This window comes from Pseudomonas sp. LFS074, from assembly GCF_047978165.1.
GTDB lineage: Bacteria > Pseudomonadota > Gammaproteobacteria > Pseudomonadales > Pseudomonadaceae > Aquipseudomonas > Aquipseudomonas putida_P.
Map to the genome: position 1 here is coordinate 23434 of NZ_JBFPFV010000002.1, position 26476 is coordinate 49909.

Sequence of the window (26476 nt, forward strand, 5' to 3'; positions counted from 1 at the left end):
TACTTTTAACATTACTGCCCGCCAGCCGCCATGACGGCACGCCGTATGGGTGTTTGAGCGGGGGCGAATCATATAGCTGCAATTTGAGCACGCATTTTCTTTTGTGACAAAGGCTTATGCTGTGTTTTTGCACAGGTGTGACAGCAAATGTAGCGGATGGTGCCTGCGGCTTGATGAATGTGTCTTAAATTGCCTGTTTTCATCGCCCGCGAAGAAGCCAAAGAGATTGACCCTGCATTTCACCCGCGCCATGCTGCCCTCTCCCCTCCCCCACCGCACGATAGACCATGCTTACTTGGCTGACTCGCGACTCGCTGACCTTCCCACCCCTGGAAAAGGCCCTGCATGACCCCAACGGCCTGCTGGCCGCTGGCGGTGACCTGAGCCCCGAGCGCCTGGTACAAGCGTATCGCCATGGCTGCTTCCCGTGGTACCAGGACGGCCAGCCGATCCTGTGGTGGTCGCCCGACCCACGTACAGTGCTGCTCCCCGACCAGTTGCACGTGTCGCGCTCGCTGGCCAAGCTGATGCGCCAAGGCCGCTACCAGGTCAGCTTCGACACCGACTTTCCGGCCGTGATCGCCGCCTGCGCTGCGCCACGCGACTACGCCGACGGCACCTGGATTACCGACACCATGCGCAACGCCTATTGCGAGCTGCACCGCCGCGGCATCGCCCATTCGGTGGAGGTACGCCAGGACGGTAAGCTGGTCGGCGGCCTGTACGGCCTGGCCATGGGCCAGCTGTTCTTTGGCGAATCGATGTTCAGCCGCGCCGACAACGCCTCCAAGGTCGGCTTCGTCACCCTGGTCAACCACCTGCGCGATGCGGGCTTTGCGCTTATCGACTGCCAGATGCCCACCAACCACCTGCACAGCCTGGGTGCCCATGCCATCAGCCGCGCCGAGTTCGCCGATTACCTGGCACGCCACCTCGACCAGCCCAACAGCGCTACATGGGTTGCCTAGGCGAGTTGCCGTAGCTGGCTTACACTTAAATCAAAGTCTCACCGAGGGGGTTGATCATGACAGAGCTGGCGCGGTTGAAGTTCTATGCCACTCAACCCCACTCCTGCAGCTACCTGCCAGACGAGCAGGCGACCACGCTGTTCCTCGACCCCAGCCAGCCGATGGACGTGAATGTGTACGCCGACTTGTCGGAAATGGGCTTTCGACGCAGCGGCGACCACCTGTACCGCCCACATTGCCAGAACTGCAACGCCTGCGTGCCGGCGCGCATCCCGGCGGCGCGCTTCATCCCCAACCGCCAGCAGCGGCGCATCCTCAAACGCAACGCCGACCTGACCGTGACGGCAGCTCGCCCGGCGTTCAAGGAAGAGTACTTCGAGCTCTACCGGCGCTACATCGAAACGCGCCACGCCGACGGTGACATGTACCCACCCAGCCGCGACCAGTTCTCCACTTTTCTGGTACGTGACCTGCCGTTCTGCTGGTTCTACGAGTTCCGCCTCGAAGGCCACCTGATGGCGGTGGCCGTGTGCGACCTGCTGCCCAATGGCCTGTCAGCGGTGTACACCTTCTACGAGCCGGACGAGGAACGCCGCAGCCTTGGCCGCTTCGCCATCCTCTGGCAGATCACCGAAGCCCTTCGCCAGGACCTGGAAGCGGTGTACCTGGGTTACTGGATCAAGAACTGCAAGAAAATGAACTACAAGACGCAGTATCGGCCTATCGAGCTGCTGATAAACCAGCGTTGGGTCACCCTCAACTGAAAGACATTGGCTTGACACGCAGTTTTCCGGCATAATCCACGCCACTTTTTTGCCCGGTGCGGTTATGCGTCGGGCCAACACTGGATCCGAGGGCTCTACTGCATGTCGAAAGAAGACAGCTTCGAAATGGAAGGTACTGTCGTCGACACCCTGCCCAACACCATGTTCCGCGTGGAGTTGGAAAACGGGCACGTCGTAACCGCGCACATCTCCGGAAAGATGCGCAAGAACTACATCCGTATTCTCACTGGCGACAAGGTCCGCGTCGAGCTGACGCCTTATGACCTGAGCAAAGGCCGCATCACCTACCGTGCGCGCTAAGCTCCAGCCATGAAAAAGCCCGGCCATGTGCCGGGCTTTTTTGTGCCTGCCAGATTACAAGGGGGCTGCTTTGCAGCCCCCTGCATCACGCGACCTCAGCCGTGGTCTCGAAGTCGAACACCAGTTCGCCATCGCGCAGGTCGACGTGCACCACGCCGCCATGCTCGGCCAGCTCGCCGAACAAGATCTCCTCGGCCAGCGGCCGCTTGATCTTGTCCTGGATCAGCCGCGCCATCGGCCGCGCACCCATCTGCGCGTCGTACCCCGAAACCGCCAGCCAGCCGCGCGCATCATCGCTGACTTCCAGCAGCACACGCTTGTCTTCCAGCTGCGCCTGCAGTTCGATAAGGAACTTGTCGACGATGCTTTTGATCGTCTCTGTGCTCAGGCGGCCAAACTGGATGATGGTATCCAGGCGGTTGCGGAACTCTGGCGTGAAGCTCTTGCGGATCACTTCCATGGCATCGGACGCGTGGTCCTGATGAGTGAAGCCGATCGACGCCCGCGCCGCGGTTTCGGCACCGGCGTTGGTGGTCATGATCAGGATCACGTTACGGAAGTCGGCTTTGCGCCCGTTGTTGTCGGTCAGGGTACCGTGGTCCATCACCTGCAACAGCAGGTTGAAGACTTCCGGGTGAGCCTTCTCGATTTCGTCGAGCAGCAACACGCAGTGCGGTTGTTTGGTAATCGCCTCGGTCAGCAAACCACCCTGGTCGAAACCAACATAACCAGGCGGCGCACCGATGAGGCGCGACACGGTGTGGCGTTCCATGTACTCGGACATGTCGAAGCGCACCAGTTCCACGCCCAGCGCCTTGGCCAGCTGCCGCGCCGCTTCGGTCTTGCCGACACCAGTGGGGCCAGCGAACAGGAACGAACCAACCGGTTTGTCTGGCGACTTGAGGCCGGCACGAGACAGCTTGATCGCGGTAGACAGCGAGTCGATTGCCTGGTCCTGGCCGAACACGGTCAGTTTCAGGTCGCGCTCAAGGTTACGCAGCAGCTCCTTGTCGGAACTGCTGACATGCTTCGGCGGAATCCGCGCGATCTTGGCGACGATATCCTCGACTTGCGGCACATCGATGCGCTTGACGCGGTTGGCCTCCGGTTGCAGACGCTGGTAGGCGCCGGCTTCGTCGATTACGTCGATGGCCTTGTCCGGCATGTGCCGGTCATTGATGTAGCGCGAGGCCAGTTCAGCGGCGGCGCGCAGGGCTTCGTCACTGTACTCGATGTTGTGGTGGCTTTCGAAACGCCCCTTCAGGCCGCGCAGAATGCCCACGGTGTCTTCGACCGATGGCTCGCTGACGTCCACCTTCTGGAAGCGCCGTGCCAGCGCACGGTCCTTCTCGAAGATGCCGCGAAACTCCTGGAAGGTGGTCGAGCCGATACAACGGATTTCACCCGACGACAGCAGCGGCTTGAGCAGGTTGGAGGCATCCATCACCCCACCCGACGCTGCACCGGCACCGATGATGGTGTGGATTTCGTCGATGAACAGGATGGCCTGCGGGCGCTTGCGCAGCTCACCGAGCAGCGCCTTGAAACGCTTCTCGAAGTCGCCACGGTATTTGGTACCGGCCAGCAGCGCGCCCAGGTCGAGGGAATACACCACGCTCTGCGCCAGCAGGTCGGGCACCTGGCCGTCGACGATGCGCTTGGCCAGGCCTTCGGCGATGGCCGTCTTGCCCACGCCTGCCTCACCCACCAGCAGCGGGTTGTTCTTGCGCCGACGGGCAAGGATTTGCGCCACCCGCTCCACTTCCTGCTCGCGGCCGACCAGTGGGTCGATGCGGCCGGCACGCGCCAGCTCGTTCAGGTTGCTGGCATAGGCGTCCAGTGGGTTGCTCGAAGAGGAGGTTTCACCGCCCTCTTCGTCCTGCATTTCCTGGTCGCTTTCAGACTGCGAACCATGCCCTGGCACCTTGGAGATACCATGGGCGATGTAGTTGACCACGTCGATACGGGCCACGCTCTGCTGCTTGAGCAGAAACACGGCCTGGCTTTCCTGTTCGCTGAAGATCGCCACCAGCACATTGGCGCCAGTCACTTCGCGCTTGCCGGAGCTTTGCACGTGGAACACGGCACGCTGCAGCACACGCTGGAAGCCCAGGGTCGGCTGGGTTTCCCGGTCTTCGTCGTTGACAGGAATCAGCGGCGTTGTGGAGTCGATGAACTCTTGCAGGTCATGCTTGAGTTTGTCGAGATTGGCGCCACAGGCGCGCAGAACGGTCGCAGCAGCCTCATTGTCAAGGAGTGCCAGCAGCAGATGTTCGACAGTCATGAACTCATGACGCTTCGAACGGGCCTCCTTGAAGGCCAGATTGAGGGTGACTTCGAGCTCGCGGTTTAACATAGCTTCACCTCATACCCAAGTGGTCGGCGATTAACCGTCCTTCTCGATTTCACAGAGTAGCGGATGCTGGCTTTCCCTGGCGTATTGGTTGACCTGCATAGCCTTTGTTTCGGCGATGTCACGGGTAAACAATCCGCACACTGCCCGCCCTTCTGTATGGACGGTCAGCATGATCTTGGTCGCCAGCTCGCGGTTCAGACTGAAGAACGTCTCGAGCACTTCGACGACGAAATCCATTGGCGTGTAGTCATCGTTGAACAAAACCACCTTGTACATCGGTGGCGCCTGCAGGATCGGCTTGGCTTCCTGAACTGCAAGACCCGAGCCGTCGTCCTCATTCGATTGCGGGCGATCCTGATTGAATGTTAGTCGAATCTCACTAGGTGCATGCATGGAAAGAATTTCATCATGAGCGTCAGGTTAAGGTTGTGGGTTGACCGCACAGGCCACCGCCAGCGCAGGCGCCGCGTGACCTTGACTATCGGCAAAACGGTGTTACAACCAATAAGAACCCACCGTGGTCGATAAAGATCCGCGCAGTCAACCAGATTTTTCGCAAGGTTCGTATGCGGATGACGTGGATGATACTCCAGTGATGGAGTCCTTTGCAGAGGGACATAGGGATGGCAAGCGGTAAAGTCAAGTGGTTCAACAATGCCAAGGGCTATGGATTCATCAATGAGGACGGCGGAACCGAAGATCTGTTCGCACACTATTCGGCGATCCAGATGGACGGTTACAAGACGCTGAAAGCCGGACAAGCTGTGACGTTCAACATCATCCAGGGCCCGAAAGGCCTGCATGCGGTTGAAATCAAGGGCATCAACGTCAGCGCTTCAACGGGAGTACCGAACTCGCCCACGACCGCTAATGCGTGAACCCTGCTTTACTGCCGGTATACGAAAAAACCGGCCGCTTCTTTACAGGAAGCGGCCGGTTTTGTATTGCCTTACATGTGCTTGATCATTTCATCGCCAAAACCTGAGCTGCTCACCAGCCGGGCCCCCTCCATCAGCCGCTCGAAATCGTAGGTCACGGTCTTGGCCGCAATCGCGCCGTTGGTGCCCTTGATGATCAGGTCGGCGGCCTCGGTCCAGCCCATGTGGCGCAGCATCATTTCTGCCGAGAGTATCACCGAGCCCGGGTTGACCTTGTCCTGCCCGGCATACTTGGGCGCGGTGCCGTGGGTGGCCTCGAACATGGCCACGGTGTCGGACAGGTTGGCGCCCGGCGCAATGCCGATACCGCCCACCTCCGCCGCCAGGGCGTCGGATAGGTAGTCACCGTTGAGGTTGAGCGTGGCAATCACGTCGTACTCGGCCGGGCGCAGCAAAATCTGCTGCAGCATGGCGTCGGCAATGGCGTCCTTGACGATGACCTCGCGGCCACTCTTGGGGTTCTTGAACTTCATCCACGGGCCGCCATCGAGCAGTTCGGCGCCGAACTCGTCCCGCGCCACCTCGTAGCCCCAGTCCTTGAAGGCCCCTTCGGTGAACTTCATGATGTTGCCCTTGTGCACCAGGGTCAGCGACTCGCGGTCATTGTCCACCACGTATTGCAGGGCCTTGCGCACCAGGCGCTTGGTGCCCTCGCGGGATACCGGCTTGACGCCGATGCCGCAGTCCTGGTCGAAACGGATCTTGGTGACGCCCATTTCCTCTTTAAGGAACTTGATCACCTTGTTCGCCTCGGGCGAGCCGGCCTTCCACTCGATGCCCGCGTAAATGTCCTCGGAGTTCTCGCGGAAGATCACCATGTCGACGTCGCCCGGCTTTTTCACCGGGCTCGGCACACCCTGGAACCACAGCACCGGGCGCAGGCACACGTACAGGTCGAGCTGCTGGCGCAGCGCCACGTTGAGCGAGCGGATGCCGCCACCGACCGGGGTGGTAAGCGGGCCCTTGATCGACACCACGTAATCTCGCACGGCATCGAGGGTTTCCTGCGGCAGCCAGGTGTCCTGGTCGTATACCTGGGTGGCTTTTTCGCCGGCGTACACCTCCATCCAGGCAATCTTGCGCTTGCCGCCATAGGCCTTCTGCACGGCGGCGTCGACCACCTTGATCATCACGGGCGAGACATCGATGCCGATCCCGTCGCCCTCGATGTACGGAATGATCGGATTGTCAGGCACGTTGAGCGAATGGTCTGCATTGACGGTGATCTTGGCGCCGTCGGTCGGAACCTTGATTTTCTGGTATCCCATGCTTGCACTACTCCGCTGTCGGGTGTGGTTTGGACATCATGCGATGCAATGAGCCTAAACCACATCTGCCGACCTGCAAGGCATGCGACAACCCGCCACATTGCCGCTTAGTCTTTGGTCTTATAAATGGGCCGATATCACTTGGCCTTGCTGATTAGCCCGAATGGTTTGGTATACTCCGCCGCGACCGAAGGGTCATCGGGGCGAATCCCAGGAAAATGCGGACCGCCCTAGGCCATGAATGGCCACTAAGCCTGGGTTGTTACCGCAGCCCAGCACTTGACGCTCGACTGATGCATCCACCATCACCGCTCGCAGCCTCTCGACTTTCCGCTCATGGCGCTGCCAGGGCGATGCGCCTACCCTGCGCACCACGAGACTCGAGCACGCTCAGCACACAGAGAGTTAACCCGCATGCCCACCCGTTCCAAGATCATCTATACCTTCACCGACGAAGCCCCCGCCCTCGCCACCTACTCGCTGCTGCCGATCGTCGAAGCTTTCACAGCTTGCGCTGACATCGCCGTCGAAACTCGCGACATCTCCCTGGCTGGCCGTATCCTTGCCGCCTTCCCGGAGCAACTGGGCGCAGAGAAGCGAGTAGGCGATCACCTGGCGGAACTGGGCCAGCTGGCTACCACCCCTGAAGCCAACATCATCAAGCTGCCGAACATCAGCGCCTCGGTACCGCAGCTCAAAGCCGCGATCAAGGAACTGCAAGGCAAGGGCTTCAACATCCCTGACTACGCCGACGAGCCGGCCACCGCGGACGAGAAAGAGTCCCGCGCCCGCTACGACCGCATCAAGGGTTCCGCCGTGAACCCGGTGCTGCGCGAAGGCAACTCCGACCGCCGCGCGCCGCTGTCGGTCAAGAACTACGCCCGCAAGCACCCGCACAAGATGGGCGCTTGGGCCGCCGACTCCAAGTCGCACGTTGCCCACATGACCCAAGGCGATTTCTACGGCAGCGAGAAGGCCGCACTGATCGAAGGTGACGACAGCCTGCGCATCGAGCTGGTCGGCAACGATGGCAGCACCACCGTGCTGAAAGAAAAGACCGCCGTCAAAGCCGCCGAAATCATCGACTGCGCCACCATGAGCCGCAAGGCCCTGAAAGCCTTCATCGCCGAGCAGATCGCCGATGCCAAGGCTTCTGGCGTGCTGCTGTCGGTTCACCTGAAAGCCACCATGATGAAGGTCTCCGACCCAATCATGTTCGGCGTCATCGTCGAAGAGTTCTACAACGACGTGCTGGCCAAGCACGCCGCAGCACTGGCCGAAGTGGGCTTCAACGCCAACAACGGTATCGGTGACCTGTACGCCCGCATCAAGGACCTGCCAGCTGACAAGCAGGCCGAGATCGAAGCCGACATCCAGGCCCTGTACGCCGACCGCCCAGCCCTGGCCATGGTCAACTCCGACAAAGGCATCACCAACCTGCACGTGCCGAGCGACGTTATCGTCGACGCCTCGATGCCAGCCATGATCCGTGACTCGGGCAAGATGTGGAACACCGCTGGCGAACTGCAAGACGCCAAGGCCGTGATCCCGGACCGCTGCTACGCCGGCATCTACCAGGCCACCATCGAAGACTGCAAGAAACACGGCGCCTTCGACCCGACCACCATGGGCAGCGTGCCGAACGTTGGCCTGATGGCGCAAAAGGCCGAAGAGTACGGCTCCCACGACAAGACCTTCCAGATCAAGGCCGACGGCGTCGTGCGCGTGGTCGATGGCAAGGGCAACGTCGTGCTGGAACAGAACGTCGAAGCCGGTGACATCTTCCGCATGTGCCAGACCAAAGACGCTCCGATCCAGGATTGGGTCAAGCTGGCCGTCAACCGTGCCCGCCTGAGCGACACCCCGGCGGTGTTCTGGCTGGACCCGGCTCGCGCCCACGACGGCGTGATGATCGAGAAGGTACAGAAGTACCTGAAGGATCACGACACCACTGGCCTGGACATCCGCGTACTGGCCCCGGTCGACGCCATCAAGTTCTCCCTGGCCCGCATCCGCGAAGGCAAGGACACCATCTCGGTGACCGGCAACGTGCTGCGCGACTACCTGACCGACCTGTTCCCGATCATGGAACTGGGCACCAGCGCCAAGATGCTGTCGATCGTGCCGCTGATGAACGGCGGTGGCCTGTTCGAAACCGGCGCCGGCGGTTCGGCGCCCAAGCACGTACAGCAGCTGGTTGAAGAGAACTTCCTGCGTTGGGACTCGCTGGGTGAATTCCTGGCCCTGGCCGCTTCCCTGGAGCACCTGGGCAACACCTACGACAACCCGCGCGCCAAGGTTCTGGCCAACACCCTGGACCAGGCTACCGGCAAGTTCCTCGACACCAACAAGTCGCCGTCGCGCAAGGTCGGTGGTATCGACAACCGCGGCAGCCACTTCTACCTGACCCTGTACTGGGCTGAAGCCCTGGCCGCTCAGGCTGACGACGCTGCCCTGCAGGCACGCTTCGCACCGCTGGCAAAAACCCTGGCCGAGAACGAAGCGACCATCGTCGCCGAGCTCAATGCCGTTCAGGGCAAGCCAGCCGACATCGGTGGTTACTACGCCCCGGATGCCGAGCTGACCGCCAAGGTGATGCGCCCAAGCCAGACCCTGAACAGCGCCATTGCCGCCCTGTAAGGTTCGCTTGAAGTAACAGCAAAAACCCCGGCCACGCACCGGGGTTTTTGCTTTCTTAAAGTGCGTACACGGCTCCCTGTAGGAGCGGCCTTGTGTCGCGAAAGGGCTGCGAAGCGGCCCCAGATTTTCGGCTTCGCAGCGGATATCGTCGGGGCCGCTTTGCGGCCCATCGCGACACAAGGCCGCTCCTACAGGACCCGCGCCAACCCTAGGAAATACTCATGTCCTGGCAACCCCACATCACCGTCGCTACCATCGTCGAACACGAAGGCAAGTTCCTTTTCGTCGAGGAGCTCAAAGCCAACCAGCACGTCTTCAACCAACCCGCCGGCCACCTCGAACCCTTTGAGACCCTGCCCCAGGCCGCCCTGCGCGAAACCCTGGAAGAAACTGCCTGGGAAGTCGAGCTCACCGGCGTTGTCGGCATCTACCTGTACACCGCCCCCAGCAACGGCGTGACCTACCAGCGCATCTGCTTCGCCGCCCGCCCTGTGCGCCACCACGAAGACCTCGCCCTGGACAGTGACATCGTCCGCGCCGTATGGCTGACCCGCGACGAGCTGCTGGCCGACCCCGCCCGCTGGCGCAGCGAGCTGGTGCCGCGCTGCCTCGACGACTATTTGAACGGCCCGCTGCATAGCCTTGAGCTGCTGCGCGACTGACGCGGCGCCACGGGTTTGATAGAATCGGCGTTTTTCCCCCTTGATCTACACCGGTACCCATGACCAGCCCAGCACTCAAAGACCCCGCCAAGACCCGCGTCATCGTCGGCATGTCCGGCGGCGTGGACTCTTCCGTCTCCGCCCTTCTGCTCATCGAGCAGGGCTACCAGGTGGAAGGGCTGTTCATGAAGAACTGGGAAGAAGACGACGGCACCGAATACTGCACCGCCCGTGAAGACCTGGCCGACGCCCAGGCCGTGTGCGACCGCATCGGCATCAAGCTGCACACCGCCAACTTCGCCGCCGAATACTGGGACAACGTGTTCGAGCACTTCCTTGAAGAATACAAGGCCGGCCGCACGCCCAACCCGGACATCCTCTGCAACCGCGAAATCAAGTTCAAGGCGTTTCTCGACTACGCCCTGTCGCTGGGTGCCGACCTGATCGCCACCGGCCACTACGTGCGCCGCCGCGACACTGGCGACCTCACCGAACTGCTCAAGGGCCTGGACCCGAACAAGGACCAGAGCTACTTCCTGCACGCCGTTGGCGGCAAGGAAATTGCCCGCACCCTATTCCCGGTCGGCGAGCTGGAAAAACCCGAAGTGCGCGCCATCGCCGAAAAACACGGCCTGGCCACCGCCAAGAAAAAGGACTCCACCGGCATCTGCTTCATTGGCGAGCGTCGTTTCAGCGATTTCCTCAAGCAGTACCTGCCAGCTCAGCCGGGTGACATCGAAACCACCGAAGGTGAAGTGATCGGCCGCCACCACGGCCTGATGTACCACACCATCGGCCAGCGGCAGGGCCTGGGCATTGGCGGCCTGAAGGATGCCGGTGACGAGCCGTGGTACGTGTTGCACAAGGACCTGACCCGCAATGTGCTGGTGGTTGGCCAAGGCAACGAACACCCATGGCTGTTCTCCCGCGCCCTGCTGGCTTCGGAGATTTTCTGGGTGAACCCGATCGACCTCAGCAGCCCGCGCCAGCTCACCGCCAAGGTGCGTTACCGCCAGAGCGACCAGCAGTGCACCCTCGAACTGACCGAAACCGGCTACCGCGCCGTGTTCGACGAGCCACAGCGCGCCGTCACCCCAGGCCAGTCGGTGGTGTTCTACGACGGCGAAGTGTGCCTGGGCGGTGGTGTAATCGAAGCCGCCGAGCCGTGGAGCCCGCGCGCATGAGCAACCTGCAGGAGCAATTGATTGCCCTGGGCGGCGTATTTCAGGCCGCTGTGCTGGTCGACCGCATTGCCCGCACCGGCCAGGCCAGCGAGGCCAATATCGGCTGCATGCTGGGCAGCCTGCTGGTACGTGACCCCAAGGACACCCTGGAGGTGTTCGGCGGTGACGACCTGAACCTGCGCGACGGCTACCGCGCGCTGGTCGGCGCCCTGGAGCGTGACCCCAGCAGCCTGCAGCGCGAGCCACTGCGCTACGCCCTGTCGATGCTGGGCCTGGAGCGCCAACTGAACAAACGTGGCGACCTGCTTGACACCATCGGCAATCGCCTGCCGCAAATCCAGTCGCAGGCCGAGCATTTCGGCCTGGTTCACGAAAACGTCATCGCTTCCAGCGGAGCCTTGTACCAGGACACGCTTAGCACCTTGCGCCAGCGCATCCAGGTGCACGGCGACATGCGTTTCCTGCAGCAGGCCAGCAACGCGTCGAAGATTCGCGCCCTGCTGCTGGCCGGCATCCGTGCCGCGCGCCTGTGGCGCCAGCTGGGTGGACACCGCTGGCAGTTGGTGTTCAGCCGTCGCAAGTTGCTGAACGAACTGTACGATATGATGCGCACACCGTCCTGAAGAAAAACGCCGGACTTGTAGGAGCGGCCTTGCGTCGCGAAAGGGCTGCGCAGCAGCCCCAGAATCGCCGCCCCAGCATAGGTTGCCGGGGCCGCTGCGCGACCCTTTCGCGACGCAAGGCCGCTCCTACAGGCATTTTTCATGTATGATATGCGCCCTTCCAAAAGCCTGACTGTCCGAGAACACCCCATGCAGCTTTCTTCGCTCACTGCGGTTTCCCCTGTAGACGGCCGTTATGCCGGCAAAACCCAGGCCTTGCGCCCCATCTTCAGCGAATTCGGCCTGATCCGTTTCCGCGCCCTGGTCGAAGTGCGCTGGCTGCAGCGCCTGGCCGCCCACCCGCAGATCGGCGAAGTGCCGGCGTTCTCCGCCGAAGCCACCGCCCTGCTGGACAACCTGGCCAGCGATTTCAAGCTGGAACACGCCGAGCGCGTGAAGGAAATCGAGCGCACCACCAACCACGACGTCAAGGCGATCGAATACCTCCTCAAGGAGCAGGCCGCCAAGCTGCCTGAGCTGGCCAAAGTCAGCGAATTCATCCACTTCGCCTGCACCAGCGAGGACATCAACAACCTGTCCCACGCCCTGATGCTGCGCGCCGGCCGTGACGACGTGCTGCTGCCGCTGATGCGCCAGATCGCCGACGCCATCCGCGCCCTGGCCCACGCCCACGCCGATGTGCCGATGCTGTCGCGCACCCACGGCCAGCCGGCTTCGCCGACCACCCTGGGCAAAGAGCTGGCCAACGTCGTGTACCGCCTGGAGCGCCAGATCGCCCAGGTTGCCGCCGTGCCGCTGCTGGGCAAGATCAACGGCGCCGTGGGCAACTACAACGCCCACCTGTCCGCCTACTCGCAAATCGACTGGGAAGAAAACGCCCGCGCCTTCATCGAAGACGAGCTGGGCCTGCAGTTCAACCCGTACACCACCCAGATCGAGCCGCACGACTACATCGCCGAGTTGTTCGACGCCATTGCCCGCTTCAACACCATCCTGATCGACTTCGACCGTGACGTGTGGGGCTACATCTCGCTGGGCTACTTCAAGCAGAAGACCGTTGCCGGCGAAATCGGCTCGTCGACCATGCCGCACAAGGTCAACCCGATCGACTTCGAAAACTCCGAAGGCAACCTGGGTATCGCCAACGCGCTGTTCCAGCACCTGGCCAGCAAGCTGCCGATCTCGCGCTGGCAGCGTGACCTGACCGACTCCACCGTGCTGCGCAACCTGGGCGTGGGCTTTGCCCACAGCGTCATCGCCTATGAAGCCAGCCTGAAGGGCATCGGCAAGCTGGAAGTCAACGAAGCCCGCATCGCCGCCGACCTGGACGCCTGCTGGGAAGTGTTGGCCGAGCCGATCCAGACCGTGATGCGCCGCTTCAACATCGAAAACCCCTACGAGAAGCTCAAAGAGCTGACCCGTGGCAAGGGCATCACCCCTGAAGCGCTGCTGACCTTCATCGACGGCCTGGACATGCCAGCCGACGCCAAGGCCGAGCTCAAGCTGCTGACCCCCGCTACCTACATCGGTAACGCGGCAGCCCAGGCCAAACGCATCTAAGCTGACCGTCGCGTACAACGCCCGGCCTGGCCGGGCGTTTTTATTCCCGGACGAAAATTACGTTTTTTCAATAGGTTGAACATGAATCCTGATACTCCACTGCAGCTGCTCGGCGGCATCTCGGCCCGCGAATTCATGCGCGACTACTGGCAGAAGAAGCCGCTGCTGGTGCGCCAGGCCTTCCCGGACTTCATCAGCCCCATCGACCCCGACGAACTGGCCGGCCTGGCCCTTGAAGACGAAGTCGAGTCGCGCATCGTGCTGGAGCACGGCGCCCACCCATGGGAACTGCGTCGCGGCCCGTTCAACGAAGACACCTTCGCCGAGCTGCCGGAAAAGGACTGGACCCTGCTGGTACAGGCCGTGGACCAGTTCGTCCCGGAAGTGGCCGAGCTACTGGAAAACTTCCGCTTCCTGCCCAGCTGGCGCATTGATGACGTGATGATCAGCTTCGCCGCCCCCGGTGGCAGCGTCGGCCCGCACTTCGACAACTACGACGTGTTCCTGCTGCAGGGCCACGGCCAGCGCAACTGGAAGATCGGCCAGATGTGCAGCAGCGACAGCCCGCTGCTGGAGCACGCCGACCTGCGTATCCTGGCCGAGTTCGAGCAGAGCGAAGAGTGGACCCTGGAACCCGGCGACATGCTCTACCTGCCACCGCGCCTGGCCCACTACGGCGTGGCCGTGGACGACTGCCTGACCTACTCGGTAGGCTTCCGCGCACCTAGCGCCGCCGAAGTGCTGACCCACTTCACCGACTTCCTGGGCCAGTTCCTGCCCGACGAAGAGCGCTACAGCGACGCTGACGCCCAGCCAGCCAGCGACCCGCACCAGATCCAGCACGACGCGCTCGACCGCCTCAAGGCGCTGCTCGACAAGCACATGGGCGACAAGGACCTGTTGCTGACCTGGTTCGGCCAATTCATGACCGAGCCGCGCTACCCGGAGCAGATCGTCGGCGAAGAGCTGAGCGAGGAAGAGCTGATCGACGCCCTTGAACAAGGCGCCATCCTGATCCGCAACCCGAGCGCACGCCTGGCCTGGTCGGAATTCGAAGACGACCTGTTGCTGTTCGCCAGCGGCCGCAGCTGCCCACTGCCGGGCAAATTGCGCGAGCTGCTGAAGCTGGTATGCGCGGCCGACGCCCTGCACATCGACAACCTGGCAGACTGGCTGCAAGACGAAGATGGCCTTATGCTGGTACAGCAGTTGGTCAAACAGGGAAGTCTGGGATTCGCCAATGAATAAGATCAGCGTTCGCCTCGCCGACTGGCAGAAAGACAACGCCGACATTCGCCGTATCCGGGAAGCGGTGTTCATTGCCGAGCAGCACGTGCCACCAGAGCTGGAGTGGGACTCGGATGACCCGACCGCAGCGCACTTCCTGGCCCAGGAAGGCGACTACCCGATCGGTACTGCCCGCCTGCTGCCTGACGGCACCATTGGCCGGGTATCGGTGCTGAAGGACTGGCGCGGGCTGAAGGTGGGTGACGCGCTGATGAATGCGGTTATCGACGAAGCGCAGAACCGCGACCTGAAGCAGCAGATGCTCAGCGCCCAGGTACACGCCACACCGTTCTACGAGCGGTTGGGCTTTCGCGTAGTCAGCGAAGAGTTTCTCGAAGCCGGCATCCCGCATGTGGACATGGTGCGCGACTCGCGCGTCTGATTCATGACGTGTACCGGCCTCTTCGCGGGCAAGCCTGCGAAGAGGCCGGTACACGTCATGTATATCCTTGCTGACAAAAAACCTGTACATCCATCCAGATAAAACTTGCCTCCGCGCCCCTGCTTGCGCATCCTAGGGCCTATCAGCCCCGATAAAGCGTCCCCGGCCATGCGCCTGTTCCTCTGCGAAAAACCCTCCCAGGCAAAAGACATCGCCAAAGTGCTCGGCGCCAACCGCAAAGGCGACGGCTGCTGGCAAGGCACCGACGTCTGCGTCACCTGGTGCATCGGCCACCTGCTGGAAACCGCCCCGCCCGACAGCTATGACGAACGCTACAAGCGCTGGAACCTGGCCGACCTGCCGATCATTCCCGACAAGTGGAAGATGCTGGTCAAGCCCAAGACTGCCAGCCAGTTCAAGGCGGTCAAGCGCCTGCTCGGCGAAGCACGGGAGCTGGTGATCGCCACCGACGCCGACCGCGAAGGCGAAATGATCGCCCGCGAGCTGGTCGAGCATTGCCGCTACCGTGGCCCGGTGCAGCGCCTGTGGCTGTCGGCGCTGGATGACGCCTCCATCCGCAAGGCCTTGGCGCGCCTGCTGCCGGGCCATGAAACGTTCAACCTGTACCATTCGGCGCTAGGTCGCTCGCGCGCCGACTGGCTGATCGGCATGAACATGAGCCGGCTGTTCACCCTGCTGGGCCGCCAATCCGGCTACCAGGGCGTGCTGCCGGTGGGCCGGGTACAAACACCTACCTTGCGCCTGGTGGTCGACCGCGACCGCAGCATCGCCGATTTCGTGCCGGTGCCGTTCTGGGCCATCGAGGTGCAACTGGAACACGCCGCTCAGCGCTTCAATGCCCAATGGCGCGCCCCCGAAGACGCCTGCGACGACCAGGGTCGCTGCCTGAAGCAGGACCTGGCACAACAGGCCGCCACCGACATCGGCAATGCCGCCACTGCCCGGGCCGTCAAGGTAGCCACCGAGCGCGTCCGCGAAGCCGCGCCGCTGCCCTTCGACCTCGGCACCCTGCAGGAGCTGTGCTCGAAAAAATTCGGCCTGGGCGCCCAGGAAACCCTCGACATTGCCCAGGCCCTGTACGAAACCCACAAACTGATCACCTACCCGCGCAGCGATTGCGGCTACTTGCCGCAAAGCCAGCATGCCGAGGCACCCGCGATCCTCGCTGCACTGCAGCGAGCCGATGCCAGCCTCACGCCGCTGCAACCCTACCTCGAGCCGCAACGCCGCTCACGGGCCTGGAACGACGCCAAGGTCAGCGCCCACCACGGCATAATCCCCACTGCCGCCGCCAGTGACCCGTCGCGCCTGCCGGCCAAGCACAAGGCGGTGTATACCCTGATCCGCGCCCGTTACCTGGCGCAGTTCCTGCCCAACCATGAGTACGATCGTACCCAGGCCGACTTCGACTGCGCTGGCCATGCCCTGCGCGCGGTGGGCAAGCAAATTGTCGAACCGGGTTGGCGCCGTGCCCTGCCCGAAGCGCTGACGCCAGCCAAGGGTCGCGAAGCCCCACCGGCCCAGGTGCTGCCAGCGCTGTGCGAAGGCCAGGACTGCACAGTGCATGGCCTGCAGCTGAAAGACCTGTGGACCCAGCCGCCCAAGCCGTTCACCGAAGGCGACCTGATCAAGGCGATGAAGAACGTGGCCAAGCTGGTGGACGATCCACGACTGAAACAGAAGCTCAAGGAAACCACCGGCATCGGCACCGAGGCCACCCGCGCCAGTATTATCCAGGGCCTGCTCGACCGTGGTTACCTGGTGAAGAACGGCAAGGCATTGGCGGCCACGCCAGCAGCCTTCAGCCTGATCGACGCCGTGCCGCGCGCCATTGCCGACCCAGGCACCACGGCAATCTGGGAGCAGGCGCTGGACATGGTGCAAAGCGGCGAGATGACCCTGGAAGAGTTCGTCGCCAGGCAATCAACGTGGATGGGCAAGCTGGTCGAGCGGTGCAGTGGCATGCGCATGACAATCAGCGGGCCGGCGGCCGGGGCGGCGCCTCCCTGGAAAAAGAAGCGTCGCGGTGGCGGAAAAAGCAAAGCGGCTGGAAGCAAGGCTACCGCCAGCAAGCCGCGGCAGCCTCGGAAAAAGGCTTCAACCTGACCGTCACATTGGCACCATGAAATTTACATGCTAAGTTTTCATGAAAATAACCACAATAAATTTCATGGAAGCCCGGCATGTTCAAACAGTCCGCTCAGCACGTCGCCAGCTACTACGCCCAGACCTACCCCGCCAACATCCCATTACGCCCTACCCTGCAAGGCACCCACGACACCGACGTACTCATCATCGGCGCCGGCTTCAGCGGCCTGCACACTGCCCTGCGCCTGACTCAGGCCGGCAAGCGCGTCACATTGCTGGAAGCCAGCCGGGTTGCCTGGGCTGCCTCCGGGCGCAACGGGGGCCAGGCGCTGTTGGGTTGGTCGTGCGACATGCCGCCGCTGGAAAAAGCCCTGGGCATCGAACGTACCCAACGGTTGTGGGCCAGCATGTGCTGGGCCGCCGACGAAATGCGCGAACTGCCCCAGCGCCACGGCTTCGATATCGACTACCGGCTGGGCAGCCTGTGGACTGCTGTCATGCCGCGCCGAGTGAAAATACTTGAAGAAGCCCTGCACGAGGCCGAACACAAGTGGGGCTACGACGCCCTGCGCCTGATCGGCCGTGACGAGCTGCCGCAATGGGTCGACAGCCCGCGCTACCAGGCCGCGCTGTACGACGCCAAAGGGGCACACCTCAACCCGCTGAAACTGGCGCAAGGCCTGGCCAGCACCCTCGAGGCTGCTGGCGGGCGCATCTACGAGCAAAGCCAGGTGCTCAGTTACCACCAGGCTGGCGACGGCTTTGTCGCCCGTACCGACCACGGCGAAGTACGCGCCCAGATGTTGGTGCTGGCCTGCAACGCCTACATCGACCGCCTCGATCGTGGTCTGTCGAGGCGCCTGTTGCCCGTTGGCTCCTACCAGGTAGCTACCGCGCCGCTGGACGCCGACTTGGCCCGTTCGCTGCTGCCGCGCAACAGCTGCGTGATCGACAACCAGTTCGTGCCCGACTACTTCCGCCTCACCCCAGACCACCGGCTGCTGTTCGGCGGTGGCTGCACTTATCTGGGGGGCATTCCCAAGGACGTCGCCAGCGCCACCCGCCCCTACCTGGAGCGGGTGTTCCCGCAACTGGCCGGGGTAGCCATCGACTATGCCTGGGGCGGCCATATCGACTGCAGCATCCAGCGCACCCCGGACGTCGGCCGCGAAGGCCAGCGCTACTGGCTGCAGGGCTTCTCCGGCCACGGCGTGCTGCCGACCCTGGCTGCAGCACGGGCCGTGAGCGACGCCATCCTCGGTGACGACGACCTGCTGACGCTGTACCAAGGGATCGACAACGGCCGGTTCCCCGGCGGCGATCTGCTGGCAGCACCACTGGAAGCTGCCGCCAAGGCCTGGTACAGAATGCGCGATCGCGTCTGAAGACGGCCGGGCGCTTGCTACGCTGAAATCTCTCCTATTCTCAATAGCTCCCTTAGGTGCCTGCACACAGGAGACCCGACCGTGAGCTATGTGACCACGAAGGATGGCGTACAGATTTTCTACAAGGACTGGGGCCCGCGCGATGCCCCGGTCATCCACTTCCACCATGGCTGGCCGCTCAGTGCCGATGACTGGGACGCGCAAATGCTGTTCTTCCTCGCCCAAGGTTACCGCGTGGTCGCCCACGACCGGCGTGGCCATGGCCGCTCCAGCCAGGTATGGGACGGGCACGACATGGACCACTACGCCGACGATGTGGCCGCCGTGGTCGCCCACCTGGGCACTCAGGGCGCTGTGCATGTCGGCCACTCGACCGGGGGTGGCGAGGTGGTGCGTTACATAGCCCGACACCCGGAAGACAAGGTGGCCAAAGCCGTGCTGATCGCTGCCGTACCGCCACTGATGGTGCAAACGCCCGGCAACCCAGGCGGCCTGCCCAAGGCGGTGTTCGACGGTTTCCAGGCCCAGGTGGCCAGCAACCGGGCGCAGTTCTACCGGGATGTTCCAGCCGGGCCGTTCTACGGCTACAACCGCCCCGGTGTCGAAGCCAGCGAAGGTATCATCGGCAACTGGTGGCGCCAGGGCATGATCGGTAGCGCCAAGGCCCATTACGACGGCATCGTGGCATTTTCCCAGACCGACTTCACGGAGGACCTGAAGGGTATCGAGCAGCCTGTGCTGGTGATGCATGGCGACGATGACCAGATCGTGCCGTATGAAAACGCCGGGGTGCTGTCGGCCAAGTTACTGCCCAATGGCACGCTGAAAATCTACAAGGGCTACCCGCATGGCATGCCGACTACCCATGCCGATGTGATCAACGCGGATTTACTGGCATTTATCCGTAGTTGATGTAGTTGCGTCTACACCGGCCTCTTCGCGGGCTTACCCGCGAAGAGGCCGGCACTGGCAACACATTCACCCGAGGATTACCATGTCCCCCTTCTAGTGCGGCTCTTTGCCGCCCCTTGCCTCTCTGCCTGTCAAAACCCATGCCCTTCGAACTCACCGTAGAACCCCTAACTCTGCTGATACTGGCCCTGGTCGCCTTCGTCGCCGGTTTCATCGATGCTATCGCCGGTGGCGGCGGCCTGCTCACCACCCCGGCCCTGCTCACCGCCGGCATGCCGCCGCACCTGGTACTGGGCACCAACAAGCTCAGCTCCACCTTCGGCTCGGCCACCGCCGGTTTCACCTACTACAAGCGCAAACTCTTCCACCCGGCGCAGTGGCGCCCTGCCTTGTTCGCCACCTTGATCGGGGCACTGCTCGGCGCGGTCATCGCCCACTACATGCCCGCCGAATGGCTGAACAAGATGCTGCCGGTCATCGTCTTCGCCTGTGGCATCTACCTGCTGTTCGGTGGCACGCCCAAGGCGCCGCTGGATGCCGATGCCCCCATCAAGAAGAAGTGGCAAGTGCCGCAAGGCTTCACCCTGGGCTTCTACGACGGCGTGGCCGGCCCGGGTACCGGGGCGTTCTGGACGGTCAGCACCCTGCTGCTGTACCCCATCGACCTGGTCCGCGCCAGCGGCGTGGCGCGCAGCATGAACTTCGTCAGCAACATCGCGGCGCTGACGGTGTTCATCATTTCCGGGCAGGTGGACTACATCGTCGGCCTGTGCATGGGCCTGTCGGTGATGGTCGGCGCCTTCTTCGGCGCACGCACGGCGATCAGTGGCGGCAGCAAATTCATCCGCCCTGTGTTCATCACCGTGGTACTGGCGTTGACCGTTCGCCTAGCGTGGCAGCACTGGTTCGGGCAGGCCTAAGCGGCGCGCCACGTAGAGGTCGATCAGATACCGGGCAATGGAGCGCCCGGCCGGCAGCGGCGGCAGGTCGTGAACGCTGAACCACTGGGCGTCCTCGATCTCGTCCGGTTGCATGACGATATCGCCACCAGCGTACTCAGCATGGAAGCCGAGCATCATCGAATGCGGGAACGGCCAGCATTGGCTGCCGACGTACTGAATATTCTGCACCTCAACCGCCACTTCTTCTCGCACTTCACGCACCAGGCAGTCCTCGGCCGATTCACCCGGCTCTGCAAAACCTGCCAAGGTGCTGTACACCCCGGTGACGAAGCGTGGCGAACGCGCCAGCAGGATTTCATCGCCACGGGTCACCAAAACGATCATGCTCGGCGAGATGCGCGGGTAGCTGCGCAGGTCGCAGGGCTGGCAATACATTGCCCGCTCCCAGCGAATTTGCGTCATGGCCTGGCCGCAGCTGCCGCAGAAGCGGTGCTCGCGGGCCCAGGTGCCGATTTGCGCGGCGTAGCCCAGCACCTTGTAGGTGTCGAAGTCGCCTTCGAGCATGAAGGCGCGAAGGCCGCGCCAGCTGCAGCCGGGTACATCGGTGGCGCTGCACAGTTCCAGCAGGAACACCGGCTGGCCGTCAAAATGGCCGATGCCGTGCTCGCACAGCACATTGAGGTCCTGGCGCTTGAGCCAGTCGCGGGGGAACAGCGCGTCGTTGGCGTCCACCAGAAACCCGTCCGGGCTGCGGGCCACGGCCAGCCCCCCGGTGATTTGCGGGTCGAGTACTGCGGTAGTCCAGCGTGCTGACATGTCGGGGGGTTCCTTTACTGCGCGTCCCCCGGCCCGATCAGTCGGCGAACGTCGGTTTTTGTTTGCTCATGTGCGCCGCCACGGCCACGCGCAAGTCTTCGGATTGCAGCATCGCGGCGTTCCAGGTGGCGATGTAGTCCAGGCCATCGTCGATGCGATGGTCACGCATGTAGCTGAGCATTTCCTTGGTGCCGGCCACGGCGATTGGCGATTTTGCGGCAATTTCGCGGGCGATGGCAAAGACACCGTCCATCAGTGCGGCCTGATCATCATAAACCCGGTTGACCAGGCCTATGCGCAGCGCCTCGTCGGCCGCCACATTGCGCCCGGTGAAGGCCAGCTCACGCATCATGCCGTCGCCGATGATACGTGGCAAACGTTGCAGTGTACCGACATCGGCCGCCATGCCCATGTCGATTTCCTTGATCGAAAACTGCGCATCAACGCTGCAGTAACGCATGTCGCAGGCCGAGACAAGGTCGATAGCGCCGCCGATGCAATAGCCCTGCACGACGGCCAGTACTGGCTTGCGGCACTTGTCCACGGCAGTGAACGAGGCCTGCAGGCGCTGGATGGTCTTGCGCAGGAAACGCGCATTGCGGCCCACGTCCTTGCCCATCTGCCCGGCCAGGGACGCCAGCATCATCAGGTCGATACCGGCAGAGAAGTGCTTGCCGGCACCGCTGACTACCACGGCGCGCACGGCATCGGTGTCGTCGATCCACTGGAAGATTTCGACGATCTCATCCCAGAAGGCCGCGTTCATCGCGTTGACCTTTTCCGGGCGGTTGATCTGAACGTGGGCGATGTTGTCGGTCAGTTCGACCTTGAATGCACTGTACTCGGTCACGGGCGGCACTCCTGCGGGTGAAAGGTTCATGGCCCGGATGTTAACCCAGCCCGATGACCGCACTTGTGCCAAAAGCGGGACTGCGCGACTTGCCTAAGTCGTGCTGATACGGCACCGTGCGCCATCGCCGAATTATAAGGATACATATTCATGTCACGCTCCCTGACCGGCGCCCTCGCCCATGGCTTTCTGGGCCAGTCGCCGCTTTGGTACAAGGCGATTATCTGCCTGTTCCTGGTGCTCAACCCGCTGCTGCTGGTAACCGTAGGCCCGGTTGCGGCCGGCTGGGCGCTGGTGCTCGAGTTCATCTTCACCTTGGGCATGGCGCTGAAGTGCTACCCGTTGATGCCCGGCGGCCTGTTGCTGGTCGAAGCCCTGCTGCTGCAAATGACCACACCACAGGCGTTGTACGAGGAACTGCAACACAACTTCCCGGTGATTCTGCTGCTCATGTTCATGGTGGCCGGCATTCACTTCATGAAGGAGCTGCTGCTGTTCCTGTTCTCGCGCATCCTGCTTGGGGTGCGCTCGAAGGCAATCCTGTCGCTGCTGTTCTGCGTGCTGTCGGCGTTTCTTTCGGCGTTTCTCGATGCGCTGACCGTGACGGCGGTAATCATCAGCGCCGCCGTCGGCTTCTATGCGGTGTACCACCGCGTCGCGTCCGGGGCCAATCCGCGTGAAGACAGTGCACTGGACAGCGACCAGCAGGTCGCCCAGCTGCACCGCGAAGACCTCGACCAGTTCCGCGCCTTCCTGCGCAGCCTGCTGATGCATGGCGCGGTGGGCACCGCCCTGGGCGGGGTTTGCACGTTGGTGGGCGAGCCGCAGAACCTGCTGATCGGCCACGAAATGGGTTGGCACTTCGCCGATTTCTTCTTCAAGGTGGCCCCCGTGTCGCTGCCGGTGCTGGGTGCCGGCCTGCTGACCTGCGTGCTGCTGGAAAAGCTGCGCCTGTTCGGCTATGGCACGTTGATGCCCGAGCCGGTACGCCAGGTGCTGGCCGCCTATGCGGCCGAAGACGACGCCGCGCGCACTCAGGCGCAACGCATCGCACTGTGGGTGCAAGGGCTCGCTGCGCTGATCCTGATCATCTGCCTGGGGCTGCATGTGGCCGAGGTCGGCCTGATTGGCCTGATGGTGATCGTGCTGATCACGGCCTTTACCGGTATCACCGACGAACACCGCCTGGGCCGTGCCTTCCAGGACGCCATGCCGTTCACTTCGCTGCTGGTGGTGTTTTTCGCCGTGGTCGCAGTAATTCACCAGCAGCAACTGTTCAGCCCCTTGATCAGCTGGGTGCTGACTCTGCCGACCGAGCAGCAACCGGGCATGCTGTACCTGGCCAACGGTTTGCTGTCGGCGATAAGCGACAACGTGTTCGTCGCCACTATCTATATCACCGAAGTGAAACAGGCATTTCTCAATGGCGGCATGAGCCGCGAGCATTTCGAAACGCTGGCGGTGGCGATCAACACCGGCACCAACCTGCCCAGCGTGGCGACGCCTAACGGGCAGGCGGCGTTTCTGTTTCTGCTGACCTCGGCGATTGCGCCGTTGATCCGGCTGTCGTATGGCCGAATGGTGTGGATGGCGTTGCCCTATACCGTAGTGATGGGTGGGCTGGGATGGTGGGCAGTGACCTACTGGCTGTGAGTTTGTAACGGCCCTTTCGCGGGTGAGCCCGTGAAAGGGGCCGGCACAGGTCAACCCTGTCGATTTTGCCTTTTGCCATTCGACTACCCATGAAGGCCGCCACCCCCAGGCTGCCAACCGGAGAGTCCCCATGCGCAAACTCATCGTAGCCGCCTTCATCAGCCTCGACGGCGTCATGCAAGCCCCCGGTGGCCCGCAAGAGGACACCAGCGGCGGTTTCAGTTACGGCGGCTGGATCGTGCCCTACGCCGAAGAAGTCTTCGGCCAGGCCATGCAGGCATTGTTCAGCCAGCCCTTCGAGTTGCTGCTCGGCCGGCGCACGTATGACATCTTTGCTGGCTACTGGCCAAAAATAAAAGACGACTCGCAAGACTTCTCCATCGCCAACCTGTTCAACAGCGTACCCAAGCACGTAGCCACCCACACCCCTGCTACCCTCGAGTGGCACAACAGCCACCCGCTTGGCGGGGACGTAGCCGCAGCGGTAAGCGCACTTAAACAGCAAGACGGCGCCAACCTGCTGACCCAGGGCAGCGCCGACCTTGTGCAGCAACTGCTGGCGGCCGACCTGGTCGATGAACTGCAATTGTTGATCCACCCCTTGCTGCTAGGCCACGGTAAACGCCTGTTCGGCAATGATGCGGCAGCGGCGGCTTTCACCCTGCAGCACTGGGTGGTCTCACCCAAGGGCGTGGTCATCGCCCGCTACGTGCGCGCAGGTCAAGTGCAGACCGGCTCATTCGAATAAAGGTAAACGCGTACAACTTTTGCCCCGCGCCCGCATCGAAACACAGGTAAGCCCCCATCCGCCTCAAGGAGGTTCACCATGGCGCTACGTACCACGCTGCTGCTTTCCTGCATGACCCTGGCCCTGCTCGGCTGCGCTGGCAACGATCACCCGGCACCGCCGCGCACCCAGCAGGTGGACCTGCAACGCTATCAGGGCACCTGGTACGAACTGGCACGGCTGCCCATGTTCTTCCAGCGTAACTGCGTGCAGTCCGAGGCGCACTATGGCCTGCGTACCGATGGCCGCATCGACGTAACCAACCGCTGCAAGGAAAAGGACGGCCAATGGAATGAAGCCAAGGGCATCGCCGAGGCCCAGCAACCGGGCAGCACCGACAAGCTGTGGGTACGCTTCGACAACTGGTTCAGCCGCCTGGCACCGGGCCTGACCAAGGGCGAGTACTGGGTGCTGTACCACGACAAAGACTACCGCGTGGCGCTGGTCGGGCACCCCAACCGTGAGTACCTGTGGTTGCTTTCGCGCACGCCGGCGGTCACCGACCAACAGCGCGAGCAACTGTTGACGATCGCTCGCGAGCAAGGCTATGACACCAGCAAGCTCATCTGGCGCCAGGGCGACTAGCAGGCCGTCGACGGCAGGCGGCAATCGGGCTATGGTGTGCGCCCTTTATCGCCTCGAAGGAACGAGCCCGTGACGCCCCAACCGCTGCCAACACCGCGCATCCGCTTTCTTGCCCTGTGTGTGTTCCACCATCAGGGCAAGATCCTCGTCAACGTGTTCGACGACCCGTCCAGTGGGCAGACCCTGTGCCGCCCGCTGGGTGGCGGTATCGAGTTCGGTGAGCTGGGCCGCGACGCCATCGCCCGGGAAATCACCGAGGAACTGGGCCAGCCGATCAGCGCGGTAAAACTGCTCGGCACCCTGGAAAGCCTGTTCACCTATGCCGGCAAGCCAGGGCATGAGATCGTGCAGGTGTATGACGCGCGCTTCGATGATGCCAGCCTGTACCAGCAAGACTGGCTTGACGGCCAGGAGTCCGACAGCAGCCCGTTCCGTGCGCGCTGGTGCGACAGCGCCGACTTCGCACGCATTGGCCCGCTGGTGCCACAAGGGCTGCAGGCCCTGCTGCGCGACCTGTCGCTGTTGAGCTGAAAAAGGGAACCTGAACCATGGACCTGCTGTTCCTCGGCACCTCCGCCGGGGTGCCGACCAAGGCACGCAATGTCAGCGCCACGGCCGTGATCGAAACCAACGGCAGCCACTGGTACCTGGTCGATTGCGGCGAAGGCACCCAGCACCGGCTGTTGCATACGCCACTGTCGATCCGCGACCTGCGTGCAATCTTCATCACCCACGTGCATGGCGACCATTGCTTTGGCCTGCCCGGCCTGCTGGCCAGCGCTGGCATGAGCGGGCGCACCCAGCCGCTGGAGCTGATTCTGCCCGTCGCGCTGCACGACTGGGTACGCCAGGGCCTGGTGGCCAGCGACACGTTCCTGCCATTCGAGTTGCGCTTGTTGGCCGTGGAGGAACTGGCCGAATGGCGCAACGAGGCCCTGCAGGTGACCACCGTGCAACTGTCGCACCGGGTGCCCAGCGTGGGCTTCGTGTTCACTGAACTCAACCCCGAACCCCGCCTGGACACCCAGCGGCTGCAAGCCGAAGGTATCCCCCGTGGCCCGCTGTGGGGCGAACTGGCCAAAGGCCTGACGGTGCAGCATGACGGGCAGTTGCTGGACGGTCACGACTACCTGCGCCCGTCACGCCCGCCACGGCGGGTGATCGTGTGCGGGGACAACGACAACCCCGAGCTGCTGGCCGACGTCGCCAAGGGTGCGGACGTACTGGTGCATGAGGCCACGTTCACCCAGGCGGTGGTCGAACGCACCGGGGTCACGTTCGGCCACAGCACCGCCGCTGCAGTGGCGCGCTTTGCCGAGGGCGCTGGTGTGCGCAACCTGGTACTGACGCATTTCAGCGCCCGTTACCAAAGCGACCCAAGGCGTAGCCCCAACATCGACAACGTGCGCGACGAGGCCCTCGCCCATTACAGCGGGCAGCTGACCCTGGCGCAGGACCTGCAGCGCTATCACCTTGGCCGTGATGGCTGTCTTGAGCCGGTCGGATGATTTAGCATGGCCGGTT

Annotated in this window: 25 protein-coding genes; 20 read left to right on the forward strand and 5 right to left on the reverse strand. The window is 62.8% G+C overall.

Translation table 11 applies throughout. The features are described 5' to 3' along the window. Positions 1–287 precede the first annotated feature (287 nt). The 3 genes from aat to infA all read left to right on the forward strand — a co-directional run bounded on the left by aat (position 288) and on the right by infA (position 2053). Positions 288–968, forward strand: coding sequence for a leucyl/phenylalanyl-tRNA--protein transferase (gene aat, locus ACNQP3_RS18225; RefSeq protein ID WP_060493186.1), 681 nt, complete (start codon positions 288–290; stop codon positions 966–968). Positions 969–1024: 56 nt separating this feature from the next. Further along, positions 1025–1732: an arginyltransferase gene (locus ACNQP3_RS18230; RefSeq protein WP_012273215.1), complete on the forward strand. Its 708-nt coding sequence runs from the start codon at positions 1025–1027 to the stop codon at positions 1730–1732. Between the two features lie 102 nt (positions 1733–1834). Further along, positions 1835–2053, forward strand: a complete 219-nt coding sequence (gene infA / locus ACNQP3_RS18235) for a translation initiation factor IF-1 (protein ID WP_002553999.1) — start codon at positions 1835–1837, stop codon at positions 2051–2053. An 85-nt stretch (positions 2054–2138) separates the two neighbouring features. On the opposite strand, the gene clpA is transcribed toward infA, so the two are convergent. Next, positions 2139–4409, reverse strand: a complete 2271-nt coding sequence (clpA, locus tag ACNQP3_RS18240; RefSeq protein ID WP_012273216.1) for an ATP-dependent Clp protease ATP-binding subunit ClpA — start codon at positions 4407–4409, stop codon at positions 2139–2141. A 30-nt stretch (positions 4410–4439) separates the two neighbouring features. Next, a complete protein-coding gene (clpS, locus tag ACNQP3_RS18245) occupies positions 4440–4802 on the reverse strand; it encodes an ATP-dependent Clp protease adapter ClpS (protein WP_003251220.1) in 363 nt (120 codons plus the stop codon). 230 nt (positions 4803–5032) lie between these two features. On the opposite strand from clpS, the gene cspD reads away from it, so the two are divergent. Continuing rightward, positions 5033–5287, forward strand: a complete 255-nt coding sequence (gene cspD, locus ACNQP3_RS18250; protein ID WP_012273217.1) for a cold shock domain-containing protein CspD — start codon at positions 5033–5035, stop codon at positions 5285–5287. Between the two features lie 71 nt (positions 5288–5358). Here the strand turns inward: cspD and icd are convergent, their stop codons facing one another. Next, a complete protein-coding gene (icd, locus tag ACNQP3_RS18255; RefSeq protein WP_060493187.1) occupies positions 5359–6615 on the reverse strand; it encodes an NADP-dependent isocitrate dehydrogenase in 1257 nt (418 codons plus the stop codon). Positions 6616–7029: 414 nt separating this feature from the next. Between icd and ACNQP3_RS18260 the strand changes: the two genes are divergently transcribed. The 11 genes from ACNQP3_RS18260 (at position 7030) to ACNQP3_RS18310 (ending at position 20279) form a co-directional block, all read left to right on the forward strand. After that, positions 7030–9255, forward strand: coding sequence for an NADP-dependent isocitrate dehydrogenase (locus tag ACNQP3_RS18260; RefSeq protein WP_012273219.1), 2226 nt, complete (start codon positions 7030–7032; stop codon positions 9253–9255). A gap of 221 nt (positions 9256–9476) precedes the next feature. After that, complete coding sequence (locus tag ACNQP3_RS18265; RefSeq protein WP_264316321.1) at positions 9477–9917, forward strand: NUDIX hydrolase; 441 nt, start codon at positions 9477–9479, stop codon at positions 9915–9917. Positions 9918–9976: 59 nt separating this feature from the next. Further along, positions 9977–11101 carry a tRNA 2-thiouridine(34) synthase MnmA gene (gene mnmA, locus ACNQP3_RS18270; protein ID WP_012273221.1) on the forward strand — a complete coding sequence of 375 codons (1125 nt, stop codon included), beginning with the start codon at positions 9977–9979 and terminating at the stop codon, positions 11099–11101. Continuing rightward, positions 11098–11724: a high frequency lysogenization protein HflD gene (gene hflD, locus ACNQP3_RS18275; protein ID WP_012273222.1), complete on the forward strand. Its 627-nt coding sequence runs from the start codon at positions 11098–11100 to the stop codon at positions 11722–11724. The genes mnmA and hflD overlap by 4 nt, the downstream gene beginning before the upstream one ends. A gap of 189 nt (positions 11725–11913) precedes the next feature. Continuing rightward, positions 11914–13284: an adenylosuccinate lyase gene (gene purB / locus ACNQP3_RS18280; protein WP_041166755.1), complete on the forward strand. Its 1371-nt coding sequence runs from the start codon at positions 11914–11916 to the stop codon at positions 13282–13284. An 81-nt stretch (positions 13285–13365) separates the two neighbouring features. Then, positions 13366–14532 (forward strand): cupin domain-containing protein, encoded by a 1167-nt coding sequence (locus ACNQP3_RS18285; protein ID WP_012273224.1) that lies wholly within the window; start codon positions 13366–13368, stop codon positions 14530–14532. Further along, positions 14525–14953 (forward strand): GNAT family N-acetyltransferase, encoded by a 429-nt coding sequence (locus tag ACNQP3_RS18290; protein WP_012273225.1) that lies wholly within the window; start codon positions 14525–14527, stop codon positions 14951–14953. Before ACNQP3_RS18285 ends, ACNQP3_RS18290 begins: the two co-directional genes overlap by 8 nt. 168 nt (positions 14954–15121) lie before the next feature. Then, on the forward strand, positions 15122–17080 hold the full coding sequence (locus ACNQP3_RS18295; RefSeq protein ID WP_012273226.1) for a DNA topoisomerase III: 1959 nt from the start codon (positions 15122–15124) through the stop codon (positions 17078–17080). 77 nt (positions 17081–17157) lie between these two features. After that, entirely contained in the window at positions 17158–18447 is a 1290-nt protein-coding gene (locus ACNQP3_RS18300) for an NAD(P)/FAD-dependent oxidoreductase (RefSeq protein WP_264316322.1), read from the forward strand. Between the two features lie 81 nt (positions 18448–18528). Next, the gene (locus ACNQP3_RS18305) at positions 18529–19359 is read left to right on the forward strand and encodes an alpha/beta fold hydrolase (RefSeq protein WP_069942322.1); all 831 of its coding nucleotides are present in this window, start codon (positions 18529–18531) and stop codon (positions 19357–19359) included. A 140-nt stretch (positions 19360–19499) separates the two neighbouring features. Next, the gene (locus ACNQP3_RS18310; RefSeq protein WP_012273229.1) at positions 19500–20279 is read left to right on the forward strand and encodes a TSUP family transporter; all 780 of its coding nucleotides are present in this window, start codon (positions 19500–19502) and stop codon (positions 20277–20279) included. Here ACNQP3_RS18310 and nudC read toward each other — a convergent pair. Further along, positions 20247–21077 carry an NAD(+) diphosphatase gene (nudC, locus tag ACNQP3_RS18315; protein WP_264316323.1) on the reverse strand — a complete coding sequence of 277 codons (831 nt, stop codon included), beginning with the start codon at positions 21075–21077 and terminating at the stop codon, positions 20247–20249. The genes ACNQP3_RS18310 and nudC overlap by 33 nt on opposite strands. A gap of 37 nt (positions 21078–21114) precedes the next feature. After that, positions 21115–21927 (reverse strand): crotonase/enoyl-CoA hydratase family protein, encoded by an 813-nt coding sequence (locus ACNQP3_RS18320; RefSeq protein ID WP_264316324.1) that lies wholly within the window; start codon positions 21925–21927, stop codon positions 21115–21117. 150 nt (positions 21928–22077) lie between these two features. Here ACNQP3_RS18320 and nhaB point away from each other — a divergent pair, with 150 nt between their 5' ends. The 5 genes from nhaB (at position 22078) to ACNQP3_RS18345 (ending at position 26460) form a co-directional block, all read left to right on the forward strand. After that, the gene (gene nhaB / locus ACNQP3_RS18325; protein ID WP_012273232.1) at positions 22078–23580 is read left to right on the forward strand and encodes a sodium/proton antiporter NhaB; all 1503 of its coding nucleotides are present in this window, start codon (positions 22078–22080) and stop codon (positions 23578–23580) included. 130 nt (positions 23581–23710) lie between these two features. Then, positions 23711–24328, forward strand: a complete 618-nt coding sequence (locus tag ACNQP3_RS18330) for a dihydrofolate reductase family protein (RefSeq protein WP_069942319.1) — start codon at positions 23711–23713, stop codon at positions 24326–24328. 78 nt (positions 24329–24406) lie between these two features. Beyond that, on the forward strand, positions 24407–24952 hold the full coding sequence (locus tag ACNQP3_RS18335) for a lipocalin family protein (protein ID WP_012273234.1): 546 nt from the start codon (positions 24407–24409) through the stop codon (positions 24950–24952). An 84-nt stretch (positions 24953–25036) separates the two neighbouring features. Continuing rightward, positions 25037–25483, forward strand: a complete 447-nt coding sequence (locus tag ACNQP3_RS18340; RefSeq protein WP_177335375.1) for an NUDIX hydrolase — start codon at positions 25037–25039, stop codon at positions 25481–25483. Positions 25484–25500: 17 nt separating this feature from the next. Then, the gene (locus tag ACNQP3_RS18345; protein ID WP_012273236.1) at positions 25501–26460 is read left to right on the forward strand and encodes a ribonuclease Z; all 960 of its coding nucleotides are present in this window, start codon (positions 25501–25503) and stop codon (positions 26458–26460) included. Positions 26461–26476 lie beyond the last annotated feature (16 nt).